The 25,627-nt window shown below is 68.8% G+C and carries 20 protein-coding genes and 8 pseudogenes; 19 read left to right on the top strand and 9 right to left on the bottom strand.

All coding sequences use genetic code 11. The annotated features are described in order from the left end of the window. Positions 1–13: 13 nt before the first annotated feature. Positions 14–250, bottom strand: coding sequence for a twin transmembrane helix small protein (locus tag H0I39_RS04965; protein WP_257645629.1), 237 nt, complete (start codon positions 248–250; stop codon positions 14–16). A gap of 45 nt (positions 251–295) precedes the next feature. Between H0I39_RS04965 and H0I39_RS04960 the strand changes: the two are divergent. From H0I39_RS04960 to H0I39_RS04940, 5 genes and pseudogenes are all read left to right on the top strand, one after another. Next, positions 296–880: pseudogene (locus H0I39_RS04960) on the top strand (SURF1 family protein); the annotation flags it as partial. Between the two features lie 168 nt (positions 881–1,048). Next, a complete protein-coding gene (locus H0I39_RS04955; protein WP_257645997.1) occupies positions 1,049–1,684 on the top strand; it encodes a redox-active disulfide-containing membrane protein in 636 nt (211 codons plus the stop codon). 110 nt (positions 1,685–1,794) lie between these two features. Then, positions 1,795–2,969, top strand: a pseudogene (locus H0I39_RS04950) (COX15/CtaA family protein). After that, complete coding sequence (gene cyoE / locus H0I39_RS04945; RefSeq protein WP_180549767.1) at positions 2,966–3,877, top strand: heme o synthase; 912 nt, start codon at positions 2,966–2,968, stop codon at positions 3,875–3,877. The pseudogene H0I39_RS04950 and the gene cyoE overlap by 4 nt, the downstream one beginning before the upstream one ends. Beyond that, positions 3,874–4,487, top strand: a pseudogene (locus H0I39_RS04940) (SCO family protein). Before cyoE ends, H0I39_RS04940 begins: the two are co-directional and overlap by 4 nt. 104 nt (positions 4,488–4,591) lie before the next feature. Here H0I39_RS04940 and H0I39_RS04935 read toward each other — a convergent pair. The 5 genes and pseudogenes from H0I39_RS04935 to H0I39_RS04915 all read right to left on the bottom strand — a co-directional run bounded on the left by H0I39_RS04935 (position 4,592) and on the right by H0I39_RS04915 (position 9,609). Further along, a pseudogene (locus H0I39_RS04935) lies at positions 4,592–5,583 on the bottom strand (Bug family tripartite tricarboxylate transporter substrate binding protein). An 81-nt stretch (positions 5,584–5,664) separates the two neighbouring features. Next, positions 5,665–6,780, bottom strand: a complete 1,116-nt coding sequence (locus H0I39_RS04930; protein ID WP_180549766.1) for a 7TM diverse intracellular signaling domain-containing protein — start codon at positions 6,778–6,780, stop codon at positions 5,665–5,667. Then, complete coding sequence (locus tag H0I39_RS04925; protein ID WP_180549765.1) at positions 6,771–7,418, bottom strand: 7TMR-DISMED2 domain-containing protein; 648 nt, start codon at positions 7,416–7,418, stop codon at positions 6,771–6,773. The genes H0I39_RS04930 and H0I39_RS04925 overlap by 10 nt, the downstream gene beginning before the upstream one ends. Before the next feature lie 111 nt (positions 7,419–7,529). Then, positions 7,530–8,468, bottom strand: a complete 939-nt coding sequence (rpoH, locus tag H0I39_RS04920) for an RNA polymerase sigma factor RpoH (RefSeq protein ID WP_180549764.1) — start codon at positions 8,466–8,468, stop codon at positions 7,530–7,532. 220 nt (positions 8,469–8,688) lie between these two features. Continuing rightward, entirely contained in the window at positions 8,689–9,609 is a 921-nt protein-coding gene (locus H0I39_RS04915; protein ID WP_180549763.1) for a LysR substrate-binding domain-containing protein, read from the bottom strand. Positions 9,610–9,746: 137 nt separating this feature from the next. Between H0I39_RS04915 and H0I39_RS04910 the strand changes: the two genes are divergently transcribed. The 12 genes and pseudogenes from H0I39_RS04910 (at position 9,747) to H0I39_RS21650 (ending at position 19,125) form a co-directional block, all read left to right on the top strand. After that, positions 9,747–10,793, top strand: a complete 1,047-nt coding sequence (locus H0I39_RS04910; RefSeq protein ID WP_180549762.1) for an amidohydrolase family protein — start codon at positions 9,747–9,749, stop codon at positions 10,791–10,793. A gap of 3 nt (positions 10,794–10,796) precedes the next feature. Continuing rightward, positions 10,797–11,480: a 4-carboxy-4-hydroxy-2-oxoadipate aldolase/oxaloacetate decarboxylase gene (gene ligK / locus H0I39_RS04905; RefSeq protein ID WP_180549761.1), complete on the top strand. Its 684-nt coding sequence runs from the start codon at positions 10,797–10,799 to the stop codon at positions 11,478–11,480. 149 nt (positions 11,481–11,629) lie between these two features. Further along, positions 11,630–12,564: pseudogene (locus tag H0I39_RS04900) on the top strand (amidohydrolase family protein). A gap of 15 nt (positions 12,565–12,579) precedes the next feature. Beyond that, a pseudogene (ligA, locus tag H0I39_RS21665) lies at positions 12,580–12,948 on the top strand (protocatechuate 4,5-dioxygenase subunit alpha); the annotation flags it as partial. Positions 12,949–13,044: 96 nt separating this feature from the next. Then, a complete protein-coding gene (locus H0I39_RS21660) occupies positions 13,045–13,947 on the top strand; it encodes a class III extradiol dioxygenase subunit beta (RefSeq protein ID WP_308645909.1) in 903 nt (300 codons plus the stop codon). A gap of 145 nt (positions 13,948–14,092) precedes the next feature. Continuing rightward, a pseudogene (locus tag H0I39_RS04890) lies at positions 14,093–15,051 on the top strand (Gfo/Idh/MocA family oxidoreductase). A 132-nt stretch (positions 15,052–15,183) separates the two neighbouring features. Beyond that, the gene (locus H0I39_RS04885; RefSeq protein WP_180549759.1) at positions 15,184–16,206 is read left to right on the top strand and encodes an aldo/keto reductase; all 1,023 of its coding nucleotides are present in this window, start codon (positions 15,184–15,186) and stop codon (positions 16,204–16,206) included. A gap of 93 nt (positions 16,207–16,299) precedes the next feature. Beyond that, positions 16,300–16,773 carry a Spy/CpxP family protein refolding chaperone gene (locus tag H0I39_RS04880; protein ID WP_180549758.1) on the top strand — a complete coding sequence of 158 codons (474 nt, stop codon included), beginning with the start codon at positions 16,300–16,302 and terminating at the stop codon, positions 16,771–16,773. 22 nt (positions 16,774–16,795) lie between these two features. Next, the gene (locus H0I39_RS04875) at positions 16,796–17,104 is read left to right on the top strand and encodes a hypothetical protein (protein ID WP_257645628.1); all 309 of its coding nucleotides are present in this window, start codon (positions 16,796–16,798) and stop codon (positions 17,102–17,104) included. Between the two features lie 5 nt (positions 17,105–17,109). Next, on the top strand, positions 17,110–17,790 hold the full coding sequence (locus H0I39_RS04870) for a response regulator transcription factor (protein ID WP_180549757.1): 681 nt from the start codon (positions 17,110–17,112) through the stop codon (positions 17,788–17,790). Beyond that, positions 17,777–18,508 (top strand): HAMP domain-containing protein, encoded by a 732-nt coding sequence (locus tag H0I39_RS23145; protein WP_308645772.1) that lies wholly within the window; start codon positions 17,777–17,779, stop codon positions 18,506–18,508. Before H0I39_RS04870 ends, H0I39_RS23145 begins: the two co-directional genes overlap by 14 nt. A 71-nt stretch (positions 18,509–18,579) precedes the next feature. Continuing rightward, a complete protein-coding gene (locus H0I39_RS21650) occupies positions 18,580–19,125 on the top strand; it encodes a sensor histidine kinase (RefSeq protein ID WP_257645627.1) in 546 nt (181 codons plus the stop codon). A gap of 63 nt (positions 19,126–19,188) precedes the next feature. Here H0I39_RS21650 and H0I39_RS04860 read toward each other — a convergent pair whose 3' ends face one another. Beyond that, on the bottom strand, positions 19,189–20,139 hold the full coding sequence (locus H0I39_RS04860) for a GAF domain-containing protein (RefSeq protein WP_180549756.1): 951 nt from the start codon (positions 20,137–20,139) through the stop codon (positions 19,189–19,191). Then, complete coding sequence (locus H0I39_RS04855) at positions 20,127–21,602, bottom strand: AI-2E family transporter (protein WP_180549755.1); 1,476 nt, start codon at positions 21,600–21,602, stop codon at positions 20,127–20,129. Before H0I39_RS04855 ends, H0I39_RS04860 begins: the two co-directional genes overlap by 13 nt. Positions 21,603–21,783: 181 nt before the next feature. Between H0I39_RS04855 and H0I39_RS04850 the strand changes: the two genes are divergently transcribed. Further along, on the top strand, positions 21,784–22,533 hold the full coding sequence (locus tag H0I39_RS04850; protein ID WP_180549754.1) for a tyrosine-protein phosphatase: 750 nt from the start codon (positions 21,784–21,786) through the stop codon (positions 22,531–22,533). Between the two features lie 256 nt (positions 22,534–22,789). On the opposite strand, the gene H0I39_RS04845 is transcribed toward H0I39_RS04850, so the two are convergent. Beyond that, a complete protein-coding gene (locus H0I39_RS04845) occupies positions 22,790–24,298 on the bottom strand; it encodes a Ppx/GppA phosphatase family protein (RefSeq protein ID WP_180549753.1) in 1,509 nt (502 codons plus the stop codon). A gap of 165 nt (positions 24,299–24,463) precedes the next feature. Between H0I39_RS04845 and pstS the strand changes: the two are divergent. Beyond that, positions 24,464–25,488, top strand: a pseudogene (gene pstS / locus H0I39_RS04840) (phosphate ABC transporter substrate-binding protein PstS). Positions 25,489–25,627: the final 139 nt, after the last annotated feature.

Raw genomic sequence — 25,627 nt, 5'->3', positions numbered from 1 at the left:
CCCTCCCGCAGGCTCAGGGGCCCGAGGAAATCCCGGTCGGCTGGATGTAGCCCAGCTTCCACGCGATCAGCACACAGATGAACAGCACCACGGACAGCCCGACACGCAGCGCCAGCGCACGCATCATGCGGCCCGCGCGCGCCGGGTCGTCGGCGTCGCCCGGCTGGCGGGGTTTCATCATGAAGAACAGCGCAGAGGCCAGGCTGCCCAGAATGCCGAGGAACGCCACGCCGACGAGCACTTTTGTCATGGGGCGCATTATTCCGTGAAAAGCTGGCACACGGGTTGGCGCGCCATGGTGGTGCTGTTGGCCACCGTGGTCGGCGTGGCCACGACGTTCTCGCTCGGCCGCTGGCAGCTGTCGCGCGCCGCCGAGAAGCAGGCGCTGTTCGCCGCCGTCCAGCAACGCGAGCAGCTGCCCGCGCTCGACGGCGCCACGCTGGCCCGCCCGCTCGACGAGGCCGCCGCCGCCGAGCTGCTGCACCGCAGCGTCACGCTGCGCGGCGAATGGCTGGCCGACCACACCATCTTTCTCGACAACCGGCCGATGCTGCGGGCCACCGGCTTCTACGTGTTCACGCCGCTGCGGCTGGCGGGCACCCAGGCCGTGGTGCTGGTGCAGCGTGGCTGGGCGCCGCGCCACATCGCCGAGCGCACGGCCCTGCCGCCGGTGCAGACGCCGGCCGGCGAGGTGCAGATCAGTGGCCGCATGGCCGCGCACCCACCCAGGTTGTATGCGCTGGGCGAAGAGCAGGGCGGGCCGATCCGGCAGAATCTCGACCTGGACGCCTTCCGCGCTGAAACCGGCCTGCCGCTGGCGAACCTGATGGTGCTGCAGACCGGCGCGCCGTCCGAGGGCCTGCGCCGCGACTGGCCCGAGCCCACCACCGGGGTCGACAAGCACTACGGCTATGCCTTTCAGTGGTTCGGTCTGTGTGCATTGATCGCGCTGCTTTTTTGTGGTTTCAAGTTGTCAGACCTTTCTACCGCTCCCGCCGCTCCTGACGCCAAGCACGGCGACCAGCCGCTCGGCCTGACCGTGCACACCATGCCGTCACTGGGCGATGCCGTGGCGCAGGATGCACGCCGCACACGCGCCGGGCGCTGGCAGATGCTGCTGCTGGCGCTGGTGTGCGCGGCGCCGGTGATCGCCTCGTACTTCAGCTACTACGTCGTGCGGCCCGAGGGACGGCGCAACTATGGCGAGCTGATCGATCCGCAGCGCCCCATTCCCGCCGCTGCCGCCACCGATCTGAGCGGTCGTCCGTTCGACCTGACCTCGCTCAAGGGCCAGTGGCTGCTGCTCAGCGTGGCCGGCGGCGCCTGCGACGAGGCCTGCCAGAGCAACCTGTACCTGCAGCGCCAGCTGCGCGAAAGCCTGGGGCGCGACAAGGACCGCCTGGACTGGGTCTGGCTGGTCAGCGACGACGCCCGCATCCCCGACACCCTGCGCCCGGCGCTGGGCCAGGCCACCGTGGTGCGCGTGCCGGCCGATGCGCTGGCGCAATGGCTGCAGCCCGCCGCGGGTGCGCAGCTGCCCGACCACCTGTACGTGGTCGACCCGATGGGCCACTGGATGATGCGTTTTCCGCCGCATCTGGACAAGGCGACGGCGTCCAAGGCCAAGACCGATCTGCTGCGCCTGATGCGCGCCTCGGCCAGCTGGGACGAGGCTGGGAGGTGATGCTGATGCGCCACCCTGGGTCGCCCTCCGCGGGCCATTCGATTCGACGCTGCGCTGGTGGCAGCGGCCTTGGCCGCGATGACCGCCTGTGCGAGAGCGGTTGCTGAGCCATGGACACCACGCCCCTGTACGACCTGAGCCCGGCCCTGCGCCTGATGGGCATGGGGCTGGTGGTCGCGCTGGGGCCGCTGGCCTGGCTGTGGCTGCGGCACCAGAGCGCCAGCCCGGCCCGGCGCCTGCAGGCGCTGACGCTGCTCACGCTGTTCCTCACCTTCGATCTGGTGCTGTTCGGCGCCTTCACGCGGCTTACCGATTCGGGCCTGGGCTGCCCCGACTGGCCCGGCTGCTACGGCAAGGCCAGCCCGGTGGGCGCCCGCGAGCACATTGCCGCCGCGCAAGAGGCCATGCCCACCGGCCCCGTCACCCACGGCAAGGCCTGGGTGGAGATGATCCACCGCTACCTGGCCACCGGCGTGGGCGTGCTGATCATCGTGCTGGCGCTGGCCACCTGGCTGCAGTGGCGCGCGCGCGCGCGGCGGTGGGCGAAAGCGCGGCACCGGTGCACCCGGGCTGGCCGCTGTTCACGCTGGCGTGGGTGTGCGCGCAGGGCGCGTTCGGCGCGCTCACCGTCACCATGAAGCTGTTTCCCGCCATCGTCACCCTGCACCTGCTGGGCGGCGTGGGCCTGCTGGTGCTGCTGGCGGTGCAGGCCGAGCGCTACCGGCAGGCCGCCGGCGCGCCGGTCGAGCCCGTGGGCAGCGGCCTGCGCGCGCTGCTGTGGGCGGCGGCGCTCATGGTGGGCCTGCAGATCGCCCTGGGCGGCTGGGTGAGCACCAACTACGCCGTGCTGGTGTGCAACACCTTCCCGATGTGCCAGGGCAGCTGGTGGCCCGAGATGGATTTCGCGCAGGGCTTCGAGCTGTGGCGGCCGCTGGGCACCTCGGCCGACGGTTCGCCGCTGGCGTTCCATGCGCTCACGGCCATCCACTACACGCACCGGCTGTTCGCCTACGCCGTGTTCGTGGTGCTGGGCTTGCTGGCCTGGCGCCTGCACCAGCGCGGCCGGCTGGCGCGGCAGCGCCGCTGGATCGTCGGCCTGGCGGCGCTGCAACTGGTCACAGGCCTGTCGAACGTGATCCTCGACTGGCCGCTGCTGGCCGCCGTGCTGCACACCGGCGGCGCCGCGGCGCTGATGACGGTGCTGGCCTGGGCGCTGTGCGCCAGCCGCCGCGCCGCGGTGCCCGTGACGGCCGAGACGCGGGCGGCGCGCGAGGTGGCCGCATGAGCGCCCAGCCCGCCACGCCCACCGTCACCCTGTCGGCCATGCCGGTCTGGCGCCAGTACTACGTGCTGACCAAGCCGCGCGTGGTGCAGCTCATCGTGTTCTGCGCGCTCATCGGCATGGTGCTGGCGGTGCCGGGCCTGCCCAGCGGCGCGGCGCTGCGGCGCATGCTGATCGCCTGCGCCGGCATCTGGCTGGTGGCCGGCGCGGCAGCGGCGTTCAACTGCCTGATCGAGAAAACCATCGACGCCAAGATGCGCCGCACCGCCTGGCGCCCCACGGCGCGCGGGCAGCTCAGCGACACGCAGGCGCTGGCCTTCTCGGCCCTGCTGTGCGCCCTCGGCTCGGCCATCCTGTACGTGTGGGTCAATCCGCTCACGATGTGGCTGACATTCGCCACCTTCGTCGGCTATGCGGTCATCTACACCGTGATCCTGAAGCCGCTGACGCCGCAGAACATCGTCATCGGCGGCGCCAGCGGCGCCATGCCGCCGCTGCTGGGCTGGACGGCGATGACCAACCACGTCGCGCCCGAGGCGCTGATCCTGGTGCTGATCATCTTCCTGTGGACGCCGCCGCACTTCTGGGCGCTGGCGCTGTACCGCGTGGAGGACTACCGCAAGAGCGGCCTGCCCATGCTGCCTGTGACGCACGGCAACGAGTTCACGCGCCTGCAGATTCTGCTCTACACCTTCATCCTGCTGGCGGCCTGCCTGCTGCCCTTCATCTACCGCCTCAGCGGCTGGATCTACCTGGCGGCGGCGCTGGTGCTCAACGCGGGCTTCATCTGGCACGCCTTCAAGCTGTGGCGCAGCTACTCCGACGCGCAGGCGCGCAAGACCTTCCGCTTCTCGCTGATCCACCTGTCGCTGCTGTTCGCGGCGCTGCTGCTGGACCACTACCTGCTATGAATCCACGTCGAATTGCTATTAAACAAATAGCTGCTGGCGCCCTGCTGGCAGGCGCTGCGGCCGTTTTGACTGCCTGCCAGCCCGGCAAGCCGCAGTTTCGCGGCATCGACATCACCGGTGCCGATTACGCCAAGGACTTCGCGCTCACCGACTTCAACGGCCGCCCGCGCACCCTGCAGGATTTCAAGGGCAAGGCGGTGGTGATGTTCTTCGGCTTCACGCAATGCCCCGACGTGTGCCCCACCACCATGACCGAGATGGCGCAGGTCAAGCAACTGCTGGGGCCGGATGGCGACAAGCTGCAGGTGCTGTTCGTCAGCATTGACCCCGAGCGCGACACGCCCGAGGTGCTGAAGGCCTACATGGGCAGCTTCGACCCCGGCTTCCTGGGCCTGTACGCCGCATCGCCCGAGGCGCTGGCCGCGCTGGCCAAGGACTACAAGATCTACTTCAAGAAGGTCGACGGCAAGACCCCACCAGCTACAGCATGGACCACAGCGCGCAGAGCTACATCTACGATCCGCAGGGCCGGCTGCGCCTGTACAGCCGCTACGGCAGCGATCCGAAGCTGGTGGCCGAAGACATCAAGCTGCTGCTGGGTGGGGCCTGATCAATAAAGATAGCTGCTTGCGCTTGGTATACAAGGGTTTCAGATATAAAATCATCTGAAATCAAGACGTAGCAGGCGCAAGCAGCTCACTTTATTGAAGCGCCTCATTCCGCCTTGATGCCCTGCGTGCGGATGATGCCGCCCAGCACCTGCGCGTCGCTGCGGATGCGGTTGGCCAGCCCCTCGGGCGACGAGCCCACGGCCTGCCAACCCTGTTGGAACAGGCGCTGGCGCATCTCGGGCGCACGCACGATGGCGCTGACGGCCGCGGCCAGCTTCTCGACATGCGCCTTCGGCATGCTGGCCGGCGCGGCCACGGCGTTCCAGATCTCCAGGTTGAAATCCTTCACGCCGGCTTCGGCCAGGCTGGGCAGGTCGGGCACCAGCGTGCTGCGCCCGCTGGAGGTGACGCCGATGCCGCGCAGCTTGCCGGCCTTGATCTGCGTGTTGGCCAGCGCCGGTGGCAGCATCGACAGCTGCAGGTCGCCCCCACCATGGCGTTGAACACCTGCGGGTAGCCGGGGTAGGGCACGTGCACCGGCGCGATGCCAGCGCGGCTTTTCAGCAGCTCCATGCCGATGTGGCCCACCGTGCCCACGCCGGGCGAGCCGTAGCTCCACTTGTCGCCGGCGGCGCGCGCGGCGTCGAAGAAGGCCCGCGCATCACCGCCCGCGGCGCTGGCCGGGGCGGTGAGCACCAGCGGCGCCACGCCGACCAGGCTGACCGGCGCCAGGTCCTTCAGCGGGTCGTAGCGCACGGCGGGGTTCAGCAGCCGGGCGATGGTCATGTTGCCGTTGATCATCAGGCCGATGGTGTGGCCGTCGGTGGCCTTGGCCACCGCGTCGGCGCCGATGTTGCCGCCGGCACCGGCGCGGTTGTCGACGATGACGGGCTGGCCCAGCGCCTTCTCCAGCGGGTCGGCCAGCGCGCGCGCCGTCAGGTCGGGCGACGAGCCGGCCGGAAAGCCGACGATGATGCGCAGCGGCTTGGCAGGCCAGGCCGCGGCCTGTGCGAAGGCCGGCGTGGCGGCGCCGATGGCAGCGAGCAGGGCGGCGCCGGCGATCAGCGCGCGGCGGGAGAGCGGGGCAATGGGCATGGTGGTGTCGTGAATGGGCGAGGGCGCGGCCCGCGGTGGCGGCCGCTGAAAAACGCGATGTTAGCCGGCGCCGGGCGCGCCTCAGCCCAGCACGCGCACCCGGTCTTCGGCCGGCCCCATGCGGCCGGCGCGCGCGGCGCCCAGCATCCAGCGCAGCACGGCAGCGCCGTTGAGCGGCTTTCTCGGCAGCATGGCCACGCTCACGCGCAGGTCGAGCGCGTCGCCCTTGGCCAGCAGCGCGGAGTCGCGCGCGCCCTCGTCGACGATGCGGAGCGCTCGCGCGATGGCGTCGTGCCGCGTGGTGGGTGCTTCCAGCAGCACGGCGAAGTCGGCCTCGCTCACGCGCGCGGCCAGGTCCACCTCGCCGGCGATGCGGCGCAGGCGCGAGGCCGTGAGTACCAGCGCGCGCTCGGCGGCCTGCAGGCCGTGCGCGGCGGCAATGTCCTTCCAGTTGGCCACGTGCACCACCAGCACGGCAAAGCTGCTGCCCTGCTTGTCGGCGCGCGCCAGGGCGCCGTCCAGGCGCGGCGTCAGCACCCGCAGGTTGGCCAGGCCGGTGAGCGCGTCGGTGGTGGCCGAGGCCGCGGCGCGCACGCGCGCTTCGCGCCGGCTGGCCACGCCGGTGGCGATGGCGTATAGCAGGATCGGCATCTCCAGCGCCGCGCCGATGGCCAGGCCGTAGCGCGTCAGCCCGCTGGTGGCGATGAGCCCCAGCGTGCGCGCCAGCGGAAACAGCGCCAGCAGCAGCATGGGCATGAAACCGAGGATGGCCAGGCGCAGGTGCCGGTCGGGGCTGCGCCGCCACGCCAGCGCCATGCACACGGCGACCAGTGCCAGCAGCAGCAGCAACACGTCGCCGATCAGCCGGTAGGTGGCGCCCAGCGGCACGGCGATGTCGACCAGCACCAGCGTGGTGGTGAGCGCGGCCACGGCCAGCACCGCGCGGTCCAGCCAGACCGAGCTGCGCGCCGGCTCGGTCAGCATGCGGATGAACAGCAGGCCGACGACTGCCGACAGCGATGGCGCGACGAAGGTGGACAGGCGGTTCCACCAGTCCCAGTACGGCCACACGTACTGCGCGCCGGTGCCCAGCTGGGCCAGCTGGGTGATGCCGACCGAGGCCACGTAGGCCGCGTAGCCGATCATCAGACGGTCGCGCCAGGCGATGGACAGCGCCAGCGCCATCATCAGCACCATGGCCAGCAGGCCGAAGTAGCCCCGAGCAGGAACTGCTCCTGATCGCGCGACACGGCCAGCGGCGTGCCGCTGATGAGGCGGATGGGCGCCGAGTAGGCCACGCGCGCGTGCTCGACGCGCAACCAGTAATCCACCGGCGTCTCGGTCTTGGTGGTGAGCGAAAAGGTGGGCAGGCGCCCCGGCACCGGCCAGTGCGGCACGGGCACGGCGTCGCCGGCTTCCTGCCGGTGCCAGGCGCCGTCGCCGCTGCGCTGGTACAGCACGGCGCGGTCGATGCCGGAATCCATCAGCTCGATGAACCAGCGCTGGGGCGCCGACTGCTGGTGCGCGCGAAAGCGGAACCACAGCACCTGCCCGTCCAGCGGGTAGCGCGCCTCGTCCAGCACGGGGCGCCAGTCCAGCGCGTCACCCTGGCGCGCCACGGCGTCGATGTCGAGCTGGCCGCCGCTGTCGATCCAGAACTGCGCATGCCCTGGCAGCGGCACCACCGGCCGCACCCGGGCATCGAGCTCGATCACCGCCGGTGGCGGGCCGGCTAGCGCGGCGCTGCCCAGCGCCAGCAACACCAGCGCCAGGCCATGGCGCGCACGGCCCGGCAGGCGAAGAAACCAGTGAAGCAAGGCAACGACGGCAGGCACGCCGAACTTTTAAGCCAGTTCGTTACATGCCTGGCTTACAAACGGGCAAGAAAAACCCGGGCAAGCCCGGGTTCCGTGAAGTTTTTCTGCGCTTGCCCGCCGCGTGGGGCGTCAGGCGTATTCGGCCAGCGCCGTGCGCATCTTCTTCATGGCCGCCACCTCGATCTGGCGGATGCGCTCGGCGCTCACGCCGTACTCGGCGGCCAGCTCGTGCAGCGTCATGCCGCCCGAGCCGTCGTCGTTCACGTTCAGCCAGCGCTCGGTCACGATGCGGCGGCTGCGCTCGTCCAGGCTCTTCAGCGCCGTGGCAATGCCCTCGGTGGCCAGCACGTCGCGCTGGGCCGATTCGATCATCGCCGTCGGCTCGTGGCCGGCGTCCGACAGGTAGGCGATGGGGCCGAAGGCTTGCTCGCCGTCGTCCGAGGGCGCCGGATCCAGCAGGATGTCGCCGCCGGACAGGCGCGTTTCCATCTCGCGCACTTCTTCCGGCTTCACGTTCAGTTCGCGCGCCACCACGTCGATCTGCGCGTCGGTCAGCGCGTCGCGGTGCGTGATGTCATCGGCCGCGTCCTCGACCTTGAAGCCCTGCTTCATCGAGCGCAGGTTGAAGAACAGCTTGCGCTGCGCCTTGGTGGTGGCCACCTTGACCAGGCGCCAGTTCTTCAGGATGTATTCGTGGATCTCGGCCTTGATCCAGTGCAGCGCGTAGCTCACCAGGCGCACGCCCTGGTCGGGGTCGAAGCGCTTGACGGCTTTCATCAGGCCCACGTTGCCTTCCTGGATCAGGTCGGCGTGCGGCAGGCCGTAGCCCAGGTACTGGCGCGAAGTGCTGACCACCAGCCGCAGGTGCGATAGCACCAGCTTGCCGGCCGCCTCGATGTCGCCGCTGTCGCGCAACTCGCGCGCAAAGCGCTGCTCTTCCTCCTGCGTCAGCATGGGCAGGCGGTTGACGGCCGTGATGTAGGCGTCCAGATTGCCCAGCGGCGGTACAACAGCCCACGGGTTGGCCAGCGCCACGGCGTTTGCTGAAGTGGTTGCCGAATGGGTCATCGTCGAATGTCCTTTCATGTTGCTCAGGTATTCTAGCACTCTCTTCGATTGAGTGCTAAGGGCAAAGTTCAATCCCTTGCCTGCATTCTGCGGCACGGCCGGTGCTCTGGACGTAGGCTGAAGGCGATGCCCTGTGTCGGGTGCGGTTTCTGGCAGGAAAAATGAATGAAAAATGGCTTTTGCGCCCACCAGGAAAGCGCGAGTAGCTATAAAAACAATATCAACATGGCGCGTCCAGGCGTTCATGGGCCAGGGCGCGCACCAAAGCCAGCACGGCCTGCTGCGTGCCGGTGGTGGGGCGCAGGCTGCTGACGGCGGTGTAGAGCGGGATGCGCAGCCGTGCCCCGGTGGCGGTGACGATGGGGCAGGCCTGGAAGGCGGCAGCTTGCGCGGCGCCGGCCAGGGCGTGGCGCGACAGGATGGCGCAGCCGGCGCCATCCTGCACCAGGTCCAGGATGGCGGCCACGCCGTCGATCTCCAGCGCCACCTCGGGGCGGCAACCCGCCCGCGCCATTTCCGCTTCGATGTGCATGCGGATGGCGTTGGGCCGGGTGGGGATGACCAGCGGCAGGCGGGCGACTTCGGGCAGCGTCATCTCCGCGTCTGGGGCGGCGTGCCCCGCTTCTTCGGCGCGGCGCACCAGCAGCAGCGCGTCGCTGGCCAGCGGGGCGATTTCGAGGCCCGGCACGGGCTGCGCGTTGTAGAGCACGGCGATGTCGAGGCGGCCGCTGGCCACCTGCTCCTGCATGCCGGTTGACAGCGCCTCGGTGATCGACAGGCGCGCATCCGGCAGTTGCTGACGAAAGCCCTGCAGCAGCGGCACGGCCAGCGCACGTGCCACGGACGGCGGCAGCCCCAGCGTGACGCGCCCCGCCAGGCCGCCGCGCAGGCGGGCCAGTTCCTCACGCGCACGGTCTACCTGGTGCAGGATGCCGCGCGCATGCTCCAGCAGCACCTGGCCGGCCTCGGTGGGGACGGCGCCGCGGCCGTTGCGCGCCAGCAGGGTCTGGCGCAGTTCCACCTCCAGCAGGCGCACCTGGCGGCTCAGGGCCGGCTGGGCCACGCCCAGCGCAATCGCGGCGCGGGTGAAGCCGCCCAGTTCGGCCACGCGCACGAAGTATTCAAGTTGGCGCAGGTCCATGGCGATATTTAAATTTGAGCATAACTTTAAATCAGCGATGCCCTATTGGCATATCTGATAGTGCCGCCTACCGGTAGCGCTGGGAAGGTCGGCATCGCACAATGGCTCATCCCCCACCAGAAGCATCCGAGGAGCCCATGAGCCAAGCCAATCCGCTCATCATCGACTGCCACGGCCACTACACCACCGCCCCCAAGGCGCTGGAGCACTGGCGCAACCAGCAGATTGCCGGCATCGCCGACCCCGCAGCCAAGCCCAAGGTCAGCGATCTGAAGATTTCCGACGACGAACTGCGCGAGTCGATCGAGACCAACCAGCTCAAGCTGATGAAGGAGCGCGGCAGCGATCTGACCATCTTCAGCCCGCGCGCCAGCTTCATGGCGCACCACATCGGCGACTTCGCCGTGAGCAGCACCTGGGCGGCGATCTGCAACGAGCTGTGCTACCGCGTCAGCCAGCTGTTCCCCGACCACTTCATCGGCGCCGCCATGCTGCCGCAGTCGCCGGGTGTCGATCCGGCCACCTGCATCCCCGAACTGGAAAAGTGCGTCAAGGACTACGGCTTCGTCGGCATCAACCTGAACCCGGACCCCTCCGGCGGCCACTGGACCAGCCCGCCGCTGACCGACCGCCACTGGTACCCCATCTACGAGAAGATGGTCGAGTACGACATCCCGGCCATGGTGCACGTCAGCACCTCGTGCAATGCGTGCTTCCACACCACCGGCGCGCATTACCTGAACGCCGACACCACGGCCTTCATGCAGTGCCTGCAGGGTGATCTGTTCAAGGATTTCCCCAGCCTGAAGTTCATCATCCCGCACGGCGGCGGCGCGGTGCCCTACCACTGGGGGCGCTTTCGCGGCCTGGCGCAGGAGATGAAGAAGCCGCTGCTGCAGGACCATCTGCTGAACAACATCTTCTTCGACACCTGCGTGTACCACCAGCCGGGCATCGACCTGCTGACCAAGGTGATCCCCGTCGACAACATCCTGTTCGCCAGCGAGATGATCGGCGCCGTGCGCGGCATCGACCCCGAGACCGGCCACTACTACGACGACACCAAGCGCTACGTGCAGGCCACCGACAATCTGACGGATGAGCAGCGCTACAAGGTCTACGAAGGCAACGCGCGGCGCGTGTTTCCGCGGCTCGACGCAGCACTCAAGAAGAAGGGGAAATAAGCCATGTACGAACTCGGCGTCGTCTACCGCCATATCACTCGCACCGATGCGGCCACGGCCGACGCGCTGGCCCAATACGGCAGCGCCACCGTGCACGAGGCCATGGGCCGCGTCGGCTTGCTCAAGCCCTACATGCGGCCCATCTACCCCGGCGCGCAGGTCAGCGGCACGGCCGTCACCGTGCTGCTGCACCCCGGCGACAACTGGATGATGCACGTGGTGGCCGAGCAGATTCAGCCGGGCGACATCGTGGTCGCCGCCATCACCGCAGAGTGCACCGACGGCTACTTCGGCGACCTGCTGGCTACCAGTTTCCAGGCGCGTGGCGCGCGGGCGCTGGTCATCGACGCCGGCGTGCGCGACGTGAAGACGCTGAAGGAAATGAGCTTCCCGGTCTGGAGCAAGGCGATCTCGTCCAAGGGCACGATCAAGGCCACGCTGGGCAGCGTCAACATCCCCGTGGTGTGCGCCGGCATGGTGGTCAACCCGGGTGACGTGATCGTGGCGGACGACGACGGCGTGGTCTGCGTGCCGCGCGCCATGGCGGCCAAGACGCTGGAAGCCGCCGCCGCACGCGAAGCCAACGAAGGCGCCAAGCGCGAGCAGCTCGCCAGCGGCGTGCTCGGCGTCGACATGTACAAGATGCGCGAGCCGCTGGCCAAGGCGGGGCTGCGCTACATCGACTGACGCTAGAACAGCCAAACAGCCAAACAGCCGGACGCAGAGGACGCAGAGATTGCGCAGAGGACGCAAAAGAAACAACCAAAATAAAAGGTTTTCTTTCTTGCGTTCTCTGCGAATCCTCTGCGTCCGGTATTCAGGATTTCAAGCCCACCATGACCAAACCCACCACCGGCGATTTCGAGAAAACCAAGGGCTGGCTCGACTGGTACGAAGGCCCGAGCAAGCCGCGCTTTGCGCTGCCGCCTGGCAGCGTCGACGCGCACTGCCACGTGTTCGGCCCCGGCGCCGAATTTCCCTACGCGCCCGAGCGCAAGTACACGCCCTGTGATGCCAGCAAGGCGCAGCTGTTCGCGCTGCGCGACCACCTGGGCTTCGCGCGCAACGTCATCGTGCAGGCCACCTGCCACGGCGCCGACAACCGCGCCATGGTCGATGCCTGCATCGCCAGCAACGGCAAGGCGCGCGGCGTGGCCACCGTGCGGCGCGACATCAGCGACGAAGAGCTGCAGCGCCTGCACGATGCCGGCGTGCGCGGCGTGCGCTTCAACTTCGTCAAGCGCCTGGTCGACTTCACCCCGCGCGACGAACTGATGGAAATCGCCGGCCGCATCGCCAAACTGGGCTGGCACGTGGTCATCTACTTCGAGGCGGTCGATCTGCCCGAGCTCTGGGACTTCTTCACCAGCCTGCCGACCACGGTGGTGGTCGACCACATGGGCCGCCCCGACGTGACCCAGCCGGTGGATGGCCCCGAGTTCGAGCTGTTCGTGAGGTTCATGCGCGAGCACCCCAACGTGTGGAGCAAGGTGAGCTGCCCCGAGCGCCTGTCGGTCAGCGGCCCCAAGGCGTTGGATGGCGAGCAGGCCGCCTACCGCGACGTCGTGCCCTTCGCGCGCCGCATCGTCGAAACCTTCCCCGACCGCGTGCTGTGGGGCACCGACTGGCCGCACCCCAACCTGAAGGACCACATGCCCGACGATGGGCTGCTGGTCGATTTCATCCCCACATCGCGCCCACGGCCGAACTGCAGCGCAAGCTGCTGGTCGACAATCCCATGCGCCTGTATTGGCCTGAAGAAGTGAAGTAAACGAGGAGACACACCATGGCACTCGACAAACCCTATCTCGACGTCCCCGGCACGACCATCTTCGATGCCGACCAGAGCCGCAAGGGCTACTGGCTCAACCAGTTCTGCATGAGCCTTATGAAGGACGAAAACCGCAAACGCTTCAAGGCTGACGAGGATGCCTACCTGGCCGAATGGCCCATGACCGACGAGCAGCGTGCGGCCGTGCGTGCGCGCGACCTGAACTGGATGATGCGCACCGGCGGCAACATCTATTTCTTGAGCAAGCTGGGCGCCACCGATGGCCTGAGCTTTCAGCAGATGGCCGGCAGCATGACCGGCATGACCGAGCAGCAGTACCGCGACATGATGGTAGCCGGCGGCCGCACGCCCGAGGGCAACCGCGTGGTGGGCGAGGGTGGCAATGCGCAGGGCCCCATGGCCCGCTCCGATGCCTGGCAGGCGTGGGAAGAAAAAGCACAGAAAGAGCTCGCAGACGCCGTGCAGCAGGCGCAGGAAGCTCCTAGAACAGGAGCAAACGGCAACGCCCGTATCACCGCGTCGGTCTACAGCTCGCACGTGCCGGCCATCGGCGCCGCCATCGACCACGGCAAGACCGAGGAGCCGTACTGGGTACCCATGTTCAAGGGCTTCGAGTTCAGCAAGCAGTGGATGAAGGAGAACACGCCCGACGTGATCTTCCTCGTCTACAACGACCATGCCACCAACTTCGACCTGGGCGTGATCCCGACCTTTGCCATCGGCACCGCGGCCGAGTTCGAGCCGGCCGACGAAGGCTACGGCCCGCGCCCCGTGCCGGTGGTCAAGGGCCATCCCAAGCTGGCCTCGCACATCGCGCAGTCGGTGATCCAGCAGGACTTCGACCTCACCATCGTCAACGACCTGAAGGTGGATCACGGCCTGACGGTGCCGATGAACCTGATGTTCGGCAGCCCGGCTGAATGGCCCTGCAAGGTGATCCCGTTCCACGTCAACGTGGTGCAGTACCCCGTGCCGTCGGGCAAGCGCTGCTTTGCGCTGGGCCAGGCCATCCGCCGCGCCATCGAGAGCTACGACGAGCCGCTGAAGGTGCAGATCTGGGGCACGGGCGGCATGAGCCACCAGCTGCAGGGCCCGCGCGCCGGCCTGATCAACGCCGAATGGGACAACCGCTTCCTCGACCGCCTGATCGCCGACCCGGCCGATCTGTCCACCATGCCGCACATCGACTACGTGCGCGAGGCGGGCAGCGAAGGCATCGAGCTGGTGATGTGGCTGATCGCCCGCGGCGCGATGAGCGACGTGGCCGGCAGCGGCCAGGCGCCGAAGGTGGCGCACCGCTTCTTCCATGTGCCGGCGTCGAACACGGCCGTGGGGCACCTTATTCTGGAGAACCAAGTCTGAGGCTTTTAACGCCGTCCATACGCAGAGGACGCAGAAAATTCAAACTGTGTTCTGAGCCTTCGGTATCTTCTGCGTCCTCTGCGGAACCTCCGCGTCCTCTGCGTCCGGCTGTTTCGGCAGCGTTTCTACACACACAGGAATCACCATGACCCAACCCATCAAAGTCGCGCTGGCCGGTGCCGGCGCCTTCGGCATCAAGCACCTGGACGGCATTAAGAACATCGACGGCGTCGAGGTCGTGTCCCTCATCGGCCGCCGCAGGAGCCGACGCAGGAAGTGGCCGACAAGTACGGCATCCCGCACGTGGCGACCGACCTGGCCGAAAGCCTGGCGCTGCCCGAGGTCGATGCCGTCATCCTGTGCACGCCCACGCAGATGCACGCCGAGCAGTCCATCCAGTGCCTGCAGGCCGGCAAGCACGTGCAGGTCGAGATTCCGCTGTGCGACAACCTGGCCGATGGCCAGCGCGTGGCCGAAGTGCAGAAGAAGACCGGCCTGGTGGCCATGTGCGGCCACACGCGCCGCTTCAACCCCAGCCACCAGTACGTGCACAAGAAGATCAAGGCCGGCGAATTCAACATCCAGCAGATGGATGTGCAGACCTACTTCTTCCGCCGCAGCAACATCAACGCCGCCGGCCAGCCGCGCAGCTGGACGGACCACCTGCTGTGGCACCACGCCGCCCACACGGTGGACCTGTTCGCCTACCAGGCCGGCAGCCCCATCGTGCAGGCCAACGCCATCCAGGGCCCGATCCACCCCGATCTGGGCATCGCCATGGACATGAGCATCCAGCTCAAGGCGGCCAACGGCGCCATCTGCACGCTGTCCCTGAGCTTCAACAACGACGGCCCGCTGGGCACCTTCTTCCGCTACATCGGCGACACGGCGACCTACATCGCGCGCTACGACGATTTGTTCACCGGCAAGGAGGAGAAGATCGATGTGTCGAAGGTCGATGTCAGCATGAACGGCATCGAGCTGCAGGACCGCGAGTTCTTCGCCGCCATCCGCGAAGGCCGCGAGCCCAACGCCAGCGTGGCGCAGGTGCTGCCCTGCTACCAGGTCCTGCACGATCTGGAGCAACAGCTGAACGCTTCTTGATTAATAGCTGCCTGCGCCTGATACATAAGGATTTCAGATTGTTTTATGCATGAAATCATTGATTGACAGGCGCAAGCAGCTCCCATTGTAGGAGCGGCGGAAGCCGCGAACGCACTCCCACAAGCCCCAGCCATGCCCCCACGCGCCCTCGGCCCCTTCACCGTCAGCCCCATCGGCCTGGGCTGCATGAACATCTGCCACGCCTACGGCGTGGCGCCGCCGCCCGAGCAGGCCGAGGCGCTGCTGCTGGCCGCGCTCGATGCCGGCGTGACGCACTTCGACACCGCCGCGCTGTACGGCTTCGGCGCCAGCGAGTCCATCGTCGGCCAGGTGCTGGCGCCGCACCGCAGCCGCTTCACGCTGGCCAGCAAGTGCGGCCTCACGCACGAGACGGGCGACGGCACGGTCAAGCCCGGCCGCGTCATCGACGGCCGGCCCGAGACCATCCGCGCCACCTGCGAAGGCTCGCTGCGGCGGCTGAAGACCGACGTCATCGACCTGTACTACCTGCACCGCTGGGACAAGGCCGTGCCCATCGAGGACAGCGTGGGCGCGCTGGCCGAGCTGGTGCGCGCGGGCAAGATCCGCGCCATCGGCCTGTCGGAAGTCTCGGCCGACACGCTGCGCCGCGCGCACGCCGTGCACCCCATCGCCGCGTTGCAGACCGAGTATTCGCTGTGGACGCGCAACCCCGAGATTGCCGTGCTGCAAGCCTGCCGCGACCTGGGCGTGAGCTTCGTCGCCTTCAGCCCGGTCGGCCGTGGCTTTCTGGCGGGCGCGCTGCCCGATGTGGCCGCTGTCCAGGCGCTGCCCGAGAAGGACATCCGCCGCCCCATGCCGCGCTTTGCGCCCGAGCATTTCGCGCGCAACCTGCCGCTGCTGGCCGACTACCGCCGCCTGGCCGCCGATGCCGGTTGCACCCCGGCGCAACTGGCGCTGGCCTGGCTGCTGCAACAGGGCGACGACATCCTGCCCATCCCTGGCACGCGCACGGTCGAGCACCTGCATGAGAACCTGGGCGCGGCCGACGTGCGCCTTTCTGCAGACGTGCTGGCCGAGCTTGACGCCCTCATCAACCCCGCCACCGTCAGCGGCCATCGCTATGCCGAGCAGGCGCGGCGTGAAGTCGACACCGAAGACTTCGCTGAAAAATAACGAAACACAGCGATACCGCGCCGAGAAGACGCGGCGCCGCCCGCGCGGCACCATGACGGTCATGTTCAACACGCCTCATTGAAAGGCACCGTCATGAAAACCTGGATCAAACGCAGTCTCTTCGCCCTGGCCAGCGCCGGCATCGTGCTGGGCAGCCTCACCGCCTGCGGCCACCGCATGCACCACGGCGGCTGGCGCGCCGACGCCACGCCCGAGCAATCGGCCGAATGGCGCGGCCGCATGGTCGAACGCGTGGCGGGCAAGCTGGACCTAAACGCCGAGCAGAAGGCCAAGCTCACCGTGCTGTCCGACAAGCTGCACGCCCAGCGCCTTGCTGTGCGCGGCAGCACTGACCCGCGCGCCGAGGTGCAGTCGCTGGTGGCCGGCGCCACCTTCGACCGCGCCAAGGCGCAGGCCCTGGTGCAGCAGAAGACCGACGCCGTGCGCACCGGCAGCCCCGAGGTGATCGCGGCCATGGGCGACTTCTACGACAGCCTGAACCCCGCGCAGCAGCAGCAGGTGCGTGACTTCATGCAGAAGCGCCGCGGCTGGCGGCGTGGTGGTTGAGGCGTCCAAGGGCGCCAGCACCATGCGCGCAGACGCGAACGCATTGGCGGCCCGGCGGACCCTGGTGGACCTGGCCCGTGCCCGCGGGTCGGCCCTGTTGGCACGTCAGGCCGAGCCGCACGATGAGTTGCTCTCGCTGCTCTGGTGCGTGCGCTTCGATCGCGCCCATGCCTTGCGCCTGATCGCCCAGGCCGATGCGCAGCAGCGTGCGCACCTGAGCGGTGATCTCCTCGCTGCCGCGGATCTGTTCGATCACCTGGATGGCGCGTCGCAGGCGCACCTGCGCAGCCTGGTGGCGCGCCATGGGCGCCTGGCGCACGCGCCACAATGATCGGCATGGTCAACGTCCTGCTGATCGACGACGACGAACACCTGGGCCCGCCGCTGGCGCAGTATTTCGAGCGCTTCGGCCTGCGGCTGGCGCAGGCGCTGACGCCCAGCGACGGGCTGGCGCGGTTGCGGGCCGGCGGCTTCGACGCCGCCATCCTCGACGTCATGCTGCCCGAGATGGACGGCTTCGCGCTGTGCCGCACCATCCGCAAGGACAGCGACCTGCCGATCCTGATGCTCACCGCGCGCGGCGAGGTGATGGACCGCGTGGTGGGGCTGGAACTGGGCGCCGACGACTACCTGCCCAAGCCGTTCGAGCCGCGCGAGCTGGTGGCGCGCGTGCAGACCATCCTGCGCCGGCGCGTGGCCGCACCAACGCCCGACGCGCCGCTGCGCTTCGATGGCCTGACGCTTGACCCGGTCACGCGCAGCGTGCAGCGCGGCGGCGAGCCGGTCGAGCTGACCAGCACCGAGTTCGATCTGCTGCACCTGCTGGCGCGCGCGCCGGGCAAGGTGTTCAGCCGCGACGACATCCTGGCCGCGCTGCGCGGGCACGAGGCCGAGCTGTACACGCGCGCCGTGGACATCGTGGTCAGCCGCCTGCGCAAGAAGCTGGAGCCGCTGGACGCCATCAAGACGCTGCGCAATGCCGGCTACACGCTGGCCCTGCCGCGTGAGTTGCCATGAGCGAGGCCGTGCGGCCATCCTGGTGGCGCCGCGCTCGCCATTCCTGCGCGTGCGGCTGGTGCTGCTGTTTCTGCTGCTGGCGGTGGCCATGAGCGCCGTGTTCCTGGGCGGCATCGGGAAGGCGTTTTCCAGCGGCTGGCGGGGCGCGGTCGATCCGTTGATCGGCGACTATGCCGACCGGCTGGTGGCCGAGATCGGCTCGCCACCGAGCGTCGAGCGCGCGCAGGCCATCGCGGCGCACCTGCCGGTGGTGGTGCACATCAGCGGGCCGCAGGTGAACTGGGCCTCGGGCGCGCGGCCGCAGCGCGGCCCGCCGTGGGCGCGCGAGGATCGGCCCGACCGCGCCGCGGTGCTTCGCCAGACCGCCGACGGCCACCGCATCGAGCTGTCGTTGAGCGCGCGGCCGGCGCAGGGCGCGCAACGCTTCGTCTGGATTACGCTGGCCCTGCTGCTGGCGCTGACGGCGGCGGCCTACGCGCTGGTGCACCGCATGCTGCGACCCATCCGCGCCATTGGCGAGGGCCCGCGCCGCTTCGGTGCCGGGCAGTTCGAGCCGCCGATTCCGGTGCAGCACGCACGGCACCCCGACGAACTGAGCGAACTGGCCCAGACCGTGAACCACATGGCCGGCGACATCCGCCAGATGCTGGACGCCAAGCGCACGCTGCTGCTGGCCATGAGCCACGAGCTGCGCAGCCCCTCACGCGCGCGCGCCTGAACGCCGAGCTGCTGCCCGAGGACGCTGCCACCCAGCCCACGCGCGATGCCCTGCTGCGCGACCTGGGGCAGATGCGCGAGCTGATCGCCGATCTGCTGGAAAGCGAGCGCCTGGCCAGCCCGCACGCCGCGCTGCAGCGCACGCCGACCGACCTGCCGGCGCTGGCGCGCGCGCTGATCGACGAACTGGCCGTGGCCAACCCGCTGGCTGCCAGCGTGCGCCTGCAGGCCGATGCCGCGCTGGCCGCGCCGCTGTCGCTGGATGCCGGCCGCCTGCGCCTGCTGCTGCGCAACCTGCTCGACAACGCGCTGCGCCACACACCGGCCGGTGCGCCGCCGCCCGAGCTGCACCTGCGCCGCAGCGCCGAGGGCGTGCTGATCGAGCTGCGCGACCACGGCCCCGGCGTGCCGCCCGAGCAGCTGGCGCAGCTGGCCGAGCCGTTCTACCGCCCCGACGGCGCGCGCCAGCGCGGCACCGGCGGCGTGGGGCTGGGGCTGTACCTGGCGCGCATGGTGGCGCAGGCGCATGGCGGGCGGCTGCTGCTGCGCAACGCCGAGCCGGGGCTGCTGGCGCAGGTGGTGCTGCCGGCGCATTCTGACTTGCAATCAAATCAATAGCTGTTGGCGCCCGTCAAATGGCGCTTTCAGCCTGAAAATGTTTGAAACCGCTCCCGGCGCCCGTCACGGCAGCGCCAGCGCCGGCCCCTCGTCCGCCACGCCGCCATCGCGCTGCTTCTGCTGCTGCCGCACGGCGCGCATCACGTCGTCGGCCATGTTCTGCAGCAGCATCACGTCGCGCGGCGACAGGGTGCGCGGTTGCGTGTCGAGCAGGCACAGCGTGCCCAGCACCTGCCCCTCGCGCGTGCGCAGCGGCGCGCCGGCGTAGAAGCGGATGCCGCGCTCCTTCAGCACCGGGTTGGCGGCAAAGCGCGGGTCGCGCGCCACGTCGGGCACCACCAGCGGCTCGCCGTCGGCCACCACATGGCCGCACAGCGACAGCGCACGCGGCGTGCCTTGCTCCGGCGCGCCGTCATCGGGCCGGCCGGCGGCGCTGGCGTCGCCGTGGGTGAGCTGCCATTGCTCGTCGACCAGCGACACCTGCGCCATGGCGCAGTCGAAGGTGTCGGCCGCGCGCTTGGCGATGGCGTCGAGCCGCCCGCGCAGCGCCGGTGCCAGCACGCCGCTATCGCGCAGCGCCTGCAGGCGCTCGGCTTCGTTGCCCGGCAGCGGTGCCGGGGTGTAGGGCGCGTCGTCGGCGGTGTTGACGAGCCGGCTCTGTGCCTGCGCCACCAGCTCGTCGAACGAGGTGACCAGCGCGTCGGCGCCCACCAGCGTGGCGATGTCGGCCTCCGGGTGGTCGGGCAGGTAGTTCAGGGCCGCCAGGATCACCTGCACGTCGGGCCAGCGGCGGCGCAGGCGGCGCACGAAGTACTTGGCCAGCGTGGTCGGGTCGTGCGTGAGGTAGCACAGCACCAGCACCTCGGCATCCTGCAGGTCGAGCTGGGCGAAGTAGTCGGCCGACATCACGCTGACCTGCACCGCGCGGCTGCCGATGCCTTCCAGCGCCAGCGTGTGCGCGGCCATGTCGGCGGCCAGCGCGTCCACCGCCCAGCGCCCGCCTAGGCAGGCCACGCGCACCGGCAGCTCGGGCGGCGGGGGTGCTGGTCGCGCAGTTCGTCGATCACTTGGTCCATGCCCGAGATCACGCGGTGCCGGTGCTCGGCCGTGGCCACCGTGCCGTGCGCGCTGGTGGCCAGGCGCAGCGCGCCCAGGCCGACCTCGTCGTAGAAGTGCCGGGGCGATTCGGCGTCGGCGTGCTGGATCGCCAGGTCGACGGCTTCCTCCACGTCGCCCGCCAGCAGGCGCTGGTGCAGGCGCGTGGGCTCGTCCAGCGCGCGTTCGCTGCCCAGCAGCACCTCCAGGAACTGCAGTTGCGGCAGGTGGTGGCCCAGCACCAGCAGCACCACGGTGATCGGCGTCGACAGGATCAGGCCGATCGGCCCCCAGATGGCGGTCCAGAACATCGCCGCCAGGATCAGCGACAGCGTGGACAGGCCGGTGGTGGCGCCGTACAGCCAGGGTTCGATGACGTTGTTGCTGATGACTTCCAGCGTCACGATCAGCGCCAGCGCCCACAGCACCATGTCCCAGCCGGGGTCAACCGCGAAGGCCAGCGTGAGCGGGAACACCGCGCCGATGATCGGCCCCACGTAGGGCACGAAGCGCAGCATCGCCGCCAGCAGGCCCCACACCAGCGCGCCCGGCACGCCGATCAGCAGCAGCCCCAGCGCCATCGGAATGCCGTAGGTGGCGTTCACGATCAGCTGCATGCCCAGGTACTTGCTCACGCGGCGCGCCGCCTCGTTCAGCGCGTCGGTGGTGCGGTGCAGGTTGCTGCCCAATAGCCGCAGCGCGCGGTCGCGCAGGTCGCCCTTGTCCAGCAGGATCAGGAACACGAACACGATGACGATGCCGATCATCACCACCGGCGTGGCAAAGCTGTCGACCCAGCGCTTCACCCGCTCGGCCGGGCGCACGCTCTGGCCGACGATCTCCACGCGCTGCGGCCGCTCGGCGGCGGGCTTGGGCGGCTCGGCCTGGCGCTGCGCCTGGTCGATCTCGCGCTCGACCTTGGTGACCACGCGCGAATACTGGTCCAGCAGGCCGGGCTGGCGCATCATGTCGCCGAAGTTGCGCAGCTTGCGGTTGATGGTCTGCTCGTAGCTCGGCAGGTTGTTGCCCAGCTGGCGCAGCTGCCCGACGATGAAGAAGGCGGTGCCGGCCAGCAGTACCAGCGTGGTGGCCATGACGATGAACACCGCCAGCGCCCGCGGCACGCCGCGGCGCTTCAACCACGACACCAGCGGATCGAGCACGAAGCCGACCAGGATCGACAACGCCAGCGGCACCAGCAGATCGCGCCCGAAGTACAGCGCGGCGACGATGACGGCCCCGCTCACCAGCCCGTTGACCAGCGGCTGGCGCGACAGCGCCTCGGCCGTCTGCGAGGCGACGTCGAGGGTGGCGCGGTCGCGCTCCGGCCCCGGCGCGGCCGGCACGTCCGTCGTCTGCGTGGTGGATGCGGGGGTGGTCACGAGCCGCTGTTCTCCCTGAAGCCCTGATGCACTTTCCGGCCCTGGCGAGAGGGCGCTGCGGCACGGCTGCACTGCATGGCGTGACGCGATTGTTGGGCCGCCCCGCGCAGGCGGCTGTAGGACGAGTGCGCGACGCCGGGTGCGGCGCCGGTGCGACCTGCGCTTGGCCCACAATGCGCCCATGTCTACCGATCCTGATCGCTCCCTCAAGCTCGCCGGTGCCAGCAACTTCCGCGACCTGGGCGGCTACACCGGCGCCGACGCGCGCCCGGTGCGCTGGCGGCGGCTGTTCCGCTCCGACCACCTGGCGGCCCTGACGCCCCAGGATGCCGAGGTGTTCACGTCGCTCGGCGTCACGCGCGTGTTCGACTTTCGCGGCCGCGACGAGCGCGCCGCCGTGCCCTACGAGCTGCCCGGCGTGGCCCAGCATCCGCTGCCCATCGAGCCCACGGTGGTGCAGCGCATGAAGGACCTGCTGGACGCCGGCAAGGCCGTGACGCCCGCGCACACGGTGGAGCTGATGCAGGAGACCTACCGCGCCTTCGTGCACGACAACGCGGCGCGCTTTGCCGCGCTGTTCCAGCACCTGCTGGACAGCGACGCGCCGCTGGTGTTTCACTGCACCGCCGGCAAGGACCGCACCGGCTTCGCCGCCGCGCTGATCCTGCTGGCGCTGGACGTGCCGCGCGACGTGGTGATGCAGGACTACCTGCTCACCAACGACCTGTACCGCATGCCGGCGCTGCCCGACGCCCGCGCGCCGCGCGAGGTGCTGCACGTGCTGTGGCGCGTGCAGCAGGAGTTCCTCGACGCCGCGCTGCACGCCGTGGACGCCGACTACGGCGGCGTGCAGCCCTACCTGTCGCGCGCGCTGGGCGTGGGCGAGGCCGAGCGCGCGCAGCTCAAGCGCTGGTATCTGCAGCACGATTGAGCGGTTGTGAGGGCGGGCCGCCGGCCTGGTGGGCTGTGCGGCTTCCATTCACTGCGGCGCGTCGAGCTGCTGGTGGGAAGGGGCTTGCCCGCGATGACAGCGCCTGCTGTTCAGACGCGCCGCATCGCGGGCAAGCCCGGACCCAAAGTGGGTCTACGGCGCTGAGGCAACAGATACTCCCCATATGCAATCCACCAGCGCCCGTCTGGCGGGCGCTAGAGGTGCATACTCCCCTTGGGAAGTTCAGTTGCGGGCCTCAGTCCCGCGCGGCGAACTGCAAACCCCATGGCGTCTTCTGCCACGCCACCACTTCCTCGCGCAGCAGGTGGGCCGACTGCGGCCAGGCCTCGGCCCAGCCGGGGCGGCAGCTCAGGGTGAAGCCGCGCGCCGGCTCGGCGTCGGGGCTGACCTGGATGTCGACGCAGTCCGGGTCCTGCCGCGCATGGCACAGGATGACGGCCAGCCGCAGCGCCAGCAGCTGGCGCATGAACAGCGGCTGGCCGAAGCGCGCCTCCAGCTTGCGCAGCTTGCCACGGTGGCCCAGCACCAGTTGGCTCAGGTCGTGCAGCTCGTGCATGGCGAAGCCCGAGACGTCGGCGTGGTCGAGGATGTAGGCGCCGTGCTTGTGGTAGTCGGCGTGCGAGATGCGCGAGCCGATCTCGTGCAGGCGCGCGGCCCATTCGATCTGGCGCTCGGCCTCGGGGCGCTGCTTTTTCTTCAGCCCCACCGCCAGCTGGTTGAACAGGTGCAGCGCGGTGCGCGCCACGCGCTCGGCCTGCGTCTTGTCGGCGCTGAACTTGGCGGCCAGCGCCTCGATGGCGGCGGCGCGCACGTCGGTCTTCTGGTGCTGGCGGTCCAGCATGTCGTACAGCGCGCCGTGGCGCAGCGCGCCGTAGGCGTACTGCAGGCGCTCGATGCCCAGCAAGTCGAACAGCGCACGCAGCACCGCCAGGCCGCCGCCGATGACGGCCTTGCGCTCGTCCTTGATGCCTTCGAGCTTGATGGCGTCGAAGCGGCCGGCCTTGATCAGCTTGTCGCGCAGCCAGTCGAGGCCCTCGCGCGTGATCAGGTAGCGCTCGGACGTGCGCCCGGCCAGCAGCAGCGTGTCGGCGATCGCGCCCACGGTGCCCGAGCAGCCGTAGGCCACGTCCCAGTGCTTGCGCCCGTGGGTGCTGATGGCGTCGTCGAGCACCGCCTTGGCGGCGATCTCGGCGCGCTCGAAGTTCTTGGCATTCAGCTGCTGGTCGGCAAAGTAGCGCATCGACCAGGCCACGCTGCCCACGCGGTACGACTCCATGGTGTGCGGCGTGTACTCGGTGCCGATGATCAGCTCGGTCGAGCGGCCGCCGATGTCCAGCACCAGGCGGCGCTCGTCCGACTGCGGCAGCATGTGCGCCACGCCCTGGTAGATCAGGCGCGCCTCCTCGCGGCCGGCGATGACGTCGATCGGAAAGCCCAGGATCTGCTGCGCGACGGTGAGAAATTCCTCGCGGTTGCGCGCCTCGCGCAGCGTTTGCGTGGCCACCGCGCGCACCTGGTTGGGCGCAAAGCCGGCCAGCCGCTCGGCAAAACGGGCCAGGCAGTTCCAGCCGCGTTGCATCGCGTCCTGCGACAGGCAACGGTCGGCGTCCAGCCCCGCGCCCTGGCGCACGGTCTCCTTGTGGTATTCCATGCGCTGGAGCTGTCCCAGCTCCAGGCGGGCGATTTCGAGACGGAAGCTGTTGGAGCCCAGGTCCACAGCCGCAAGACGGGTGCCGGATTGCATAGATGAGGCTGGCGCCTGGTGGCGCCGCAAAGAAGTCGCTGCCGATTGTGGCGCATTCCACGGGGCACGCTGGCGCCGTCGCGTGCTTGTGTGATGTCACGAAGTTGTCACATTGGCTAAATACAGTCGCCCTGTCTGCCTTAACCCCTACCAAGGATTTTTTCCATGAAACGTACCTTCCTCAAGGCCCTGGCCGTCACGGCGCTGGGCGCCTTCGTCAGCACCGCGGCCTTAGCGGCCGATATCACGGGCGCCGGCGCGACCTTTCCGTACCCGATCTACGCCAAGTGGGCCGAGGCCTACAAGAAGGAAACCGGCACCGGCCTGAACTACCAGTCGATCGGCTCGTCCGGCGGCATTCGCCAGATCCGTGCCAAGACTGTGGCATTTGGTGCCACCGATGCCCCGCTCAAAGGCGAAGAACTGGATAAAGACGGCTTGGTGCAGTTTCCGGCCATCATTGGCGGAACCGTTCCGGTCATCAACCTCGATGGTTTCAAGCCGGGCGAGCTGCGCATCACCGGCCCCGTGCTTGCCGACATGTTCCTGGGCAATATCACGAAATGGAACGACCCCAAAATCGCCGCCCTCAACCCCGGCAAGAACCTGCCAGACCAAGTCATCACCGTGGTGCATCGTGCTGACGGATCGGGCACCACGTTCAACTGGACCGACTACCTGAGCACGGTGAGCAAGGATTTCGCCGACAAAGTGGGCAGGGGTGCCGCGGTCAAATGGCCCGCCCCGACGTCGGTCGGCGGCAAGGGCAACGAGGGCGTGGCCGCCAACGTCAACCGCATCAAGGGTTCTGTCGGTTATGTGGAGTACGCCTACGCTAAAAGAACAACATGAACTTCATGCAGCTGCAGAACAAGGCTGGCAAGTACGTGAGCCCCGACGATGAGGCGTTCGCGTCGGCAGCAGCGGGCGTGGACTGGTTCAGCGTGCCGGGCATGGGCGTGTCGATGGTGGATGCCAAGGGCGACAAGTCCTGGCCGGTGTCGACGGCGTCCTTCATCCTGATGTACAAGCAGCCGACCGACAAGGCTCAGTCCGCCGAAGTGCTGAAGTTCTTCGACTGGGCGTTCAAGAACGGCAAGCAGATGGCGGCCGAGCTGGACTATGTTGCGCTGCCCGACAGTCTGACGAACGATATTCGCTCCAAGGTCTGGTCGCAGATCGCCAAGTAACGCCTGGTTCAGAGCGCGGCCCGGCAGGCGCAGCCAGTGCCTGCCGGGCCGATTTCAAGCCGCACAAACCATAATGAGCGTGATGAGGACTGTATGAGCGTGGGAATGACGTCCATCAACAATCTGCCGCATTCGCCAG

The sequence above is a fragment of the Ottowia beijingensis genome (assembly GCF_013423955.1).
In the GTDB taxonomy this organism is placed as follows: Bacteria; Pseudomonadota; Gammaproteobacteria; order Burkholderiales; family Burkholderiaceae_C; genus Ottowia; species Ottowia beijingensis.
Note: the sequence above shows the minus strand (reverse complement) of the source record. Positions and strands in the feature narration are given on the sequence as shown.

Excerpts from the sequence above, each read along its gene's own strand:
- H0I39_RS04965 (WP_257645629.1), bottom strand. The coding sequence starts at position 250 with ATGACAAAAGTGCTCGTCGGCGTGGCGTTCCTCGGCATTCTGGGCAGC.
- H0I39_RS04955 (WP_257645997.1), top strand. The coding sequence starts at position 1,049 with ATGCCGTCACTGGGCGATGCCGTGGCGCAGGATGCACGCCGCACACGC.
- cyoE (WP_180549767.1), top strand. The coding sequence starts at position 2,966 with ATGAGCGCCCAGCCCGCCACGCCCACCGTCACCCTGTCGGCCATGCCG.
- H0I39_RS04930 (WP_180549766.1), bottom strand. The coding sequence starts at position 6,780 with ATGGTGCTGATGATGGCGCTGGCGCTGTCCATCGCCTGGCGCGACCGT.
- rpoH (WP_180549764.1), bottom strand. The coding sequence starts at position 8,468 with ATGACCCATTCGGCAACCACTTCAGCAAACGCCGTGGCGCTGGCCAAC.
- H0I39_RS04915 (WP_180549763.1), bottom strand. The coding sequence starts at position 9,609 with ATGGACCTGCGCCAACTTGAATACTTCGTGCGCGTGGCCGAACTGGGC.
- H0I39_RS04910 (WP_180549762.1), top strand. The coding sequence starts at position 9,747 with ATGAGCCAAGCCAATCCGCTCATCATCGACTGCCACGGCCACTACACC.
- ligK (WP_180549761.1), top strand. The coding sequence starts at position 10,797 with ATGTACGAACTCGGCGTCGTCTACCGCCATATCACTCGCACCGATGCG.
- H0I39_RS04885 (WP_180549759.1), top strand. The coding sequence starts at position 15,184 with ATGCCCCCACGCGCCCTCGGCCCCTTCACCGTCAGCCCCATCGGCCTG.
- H0I39_RS04880 (WP_180549758.1), top strand. The coding sequence starts at position 16,300 with ATGAAAACCTGGATCAAACGCAGTCTCTTCGCCCTGGCCAGCGCCGGC.
- H0I39_RS04875 (WP_257645628.1), top strand. The coding sequence starts at position 16,796 with ATGCGCGCAGACGCGAACGCATTGGCGGCCCGGCGGACCCTGGTGGAC.
- H0I39_RS04870 (WP_180549757.1), top strand. The coding sequence starts at position 17,110 with ATGGTCAACGTCCTGCTGATCGACGACGACGAACACCTGGGCCCGCCG.
- H0I39_RS21650 (WP_257645627.1), top strand. The coding sequence starts at position 18,580 with ATGCGCGAGCTGATCGCCGATCTGCTGGAAAGCGAGCGCCTGGCCAGC.
- H0I39_RS04850 (WP_180549754.1), top strand. The coding sequence starts at position 21,784 with ATGTCTACCGATCCTGATCGCTCCCTCAAGCTCGCCGGTGCCAGCAAC.
- H0I39_RS04845 (WP_180549753.1), bottom strand. The coding sequence starts at position 24,298 with ATGCAATCCGGCACCCGTCTTGCGGCTGTGGACCTGGGCTCCAACAGC.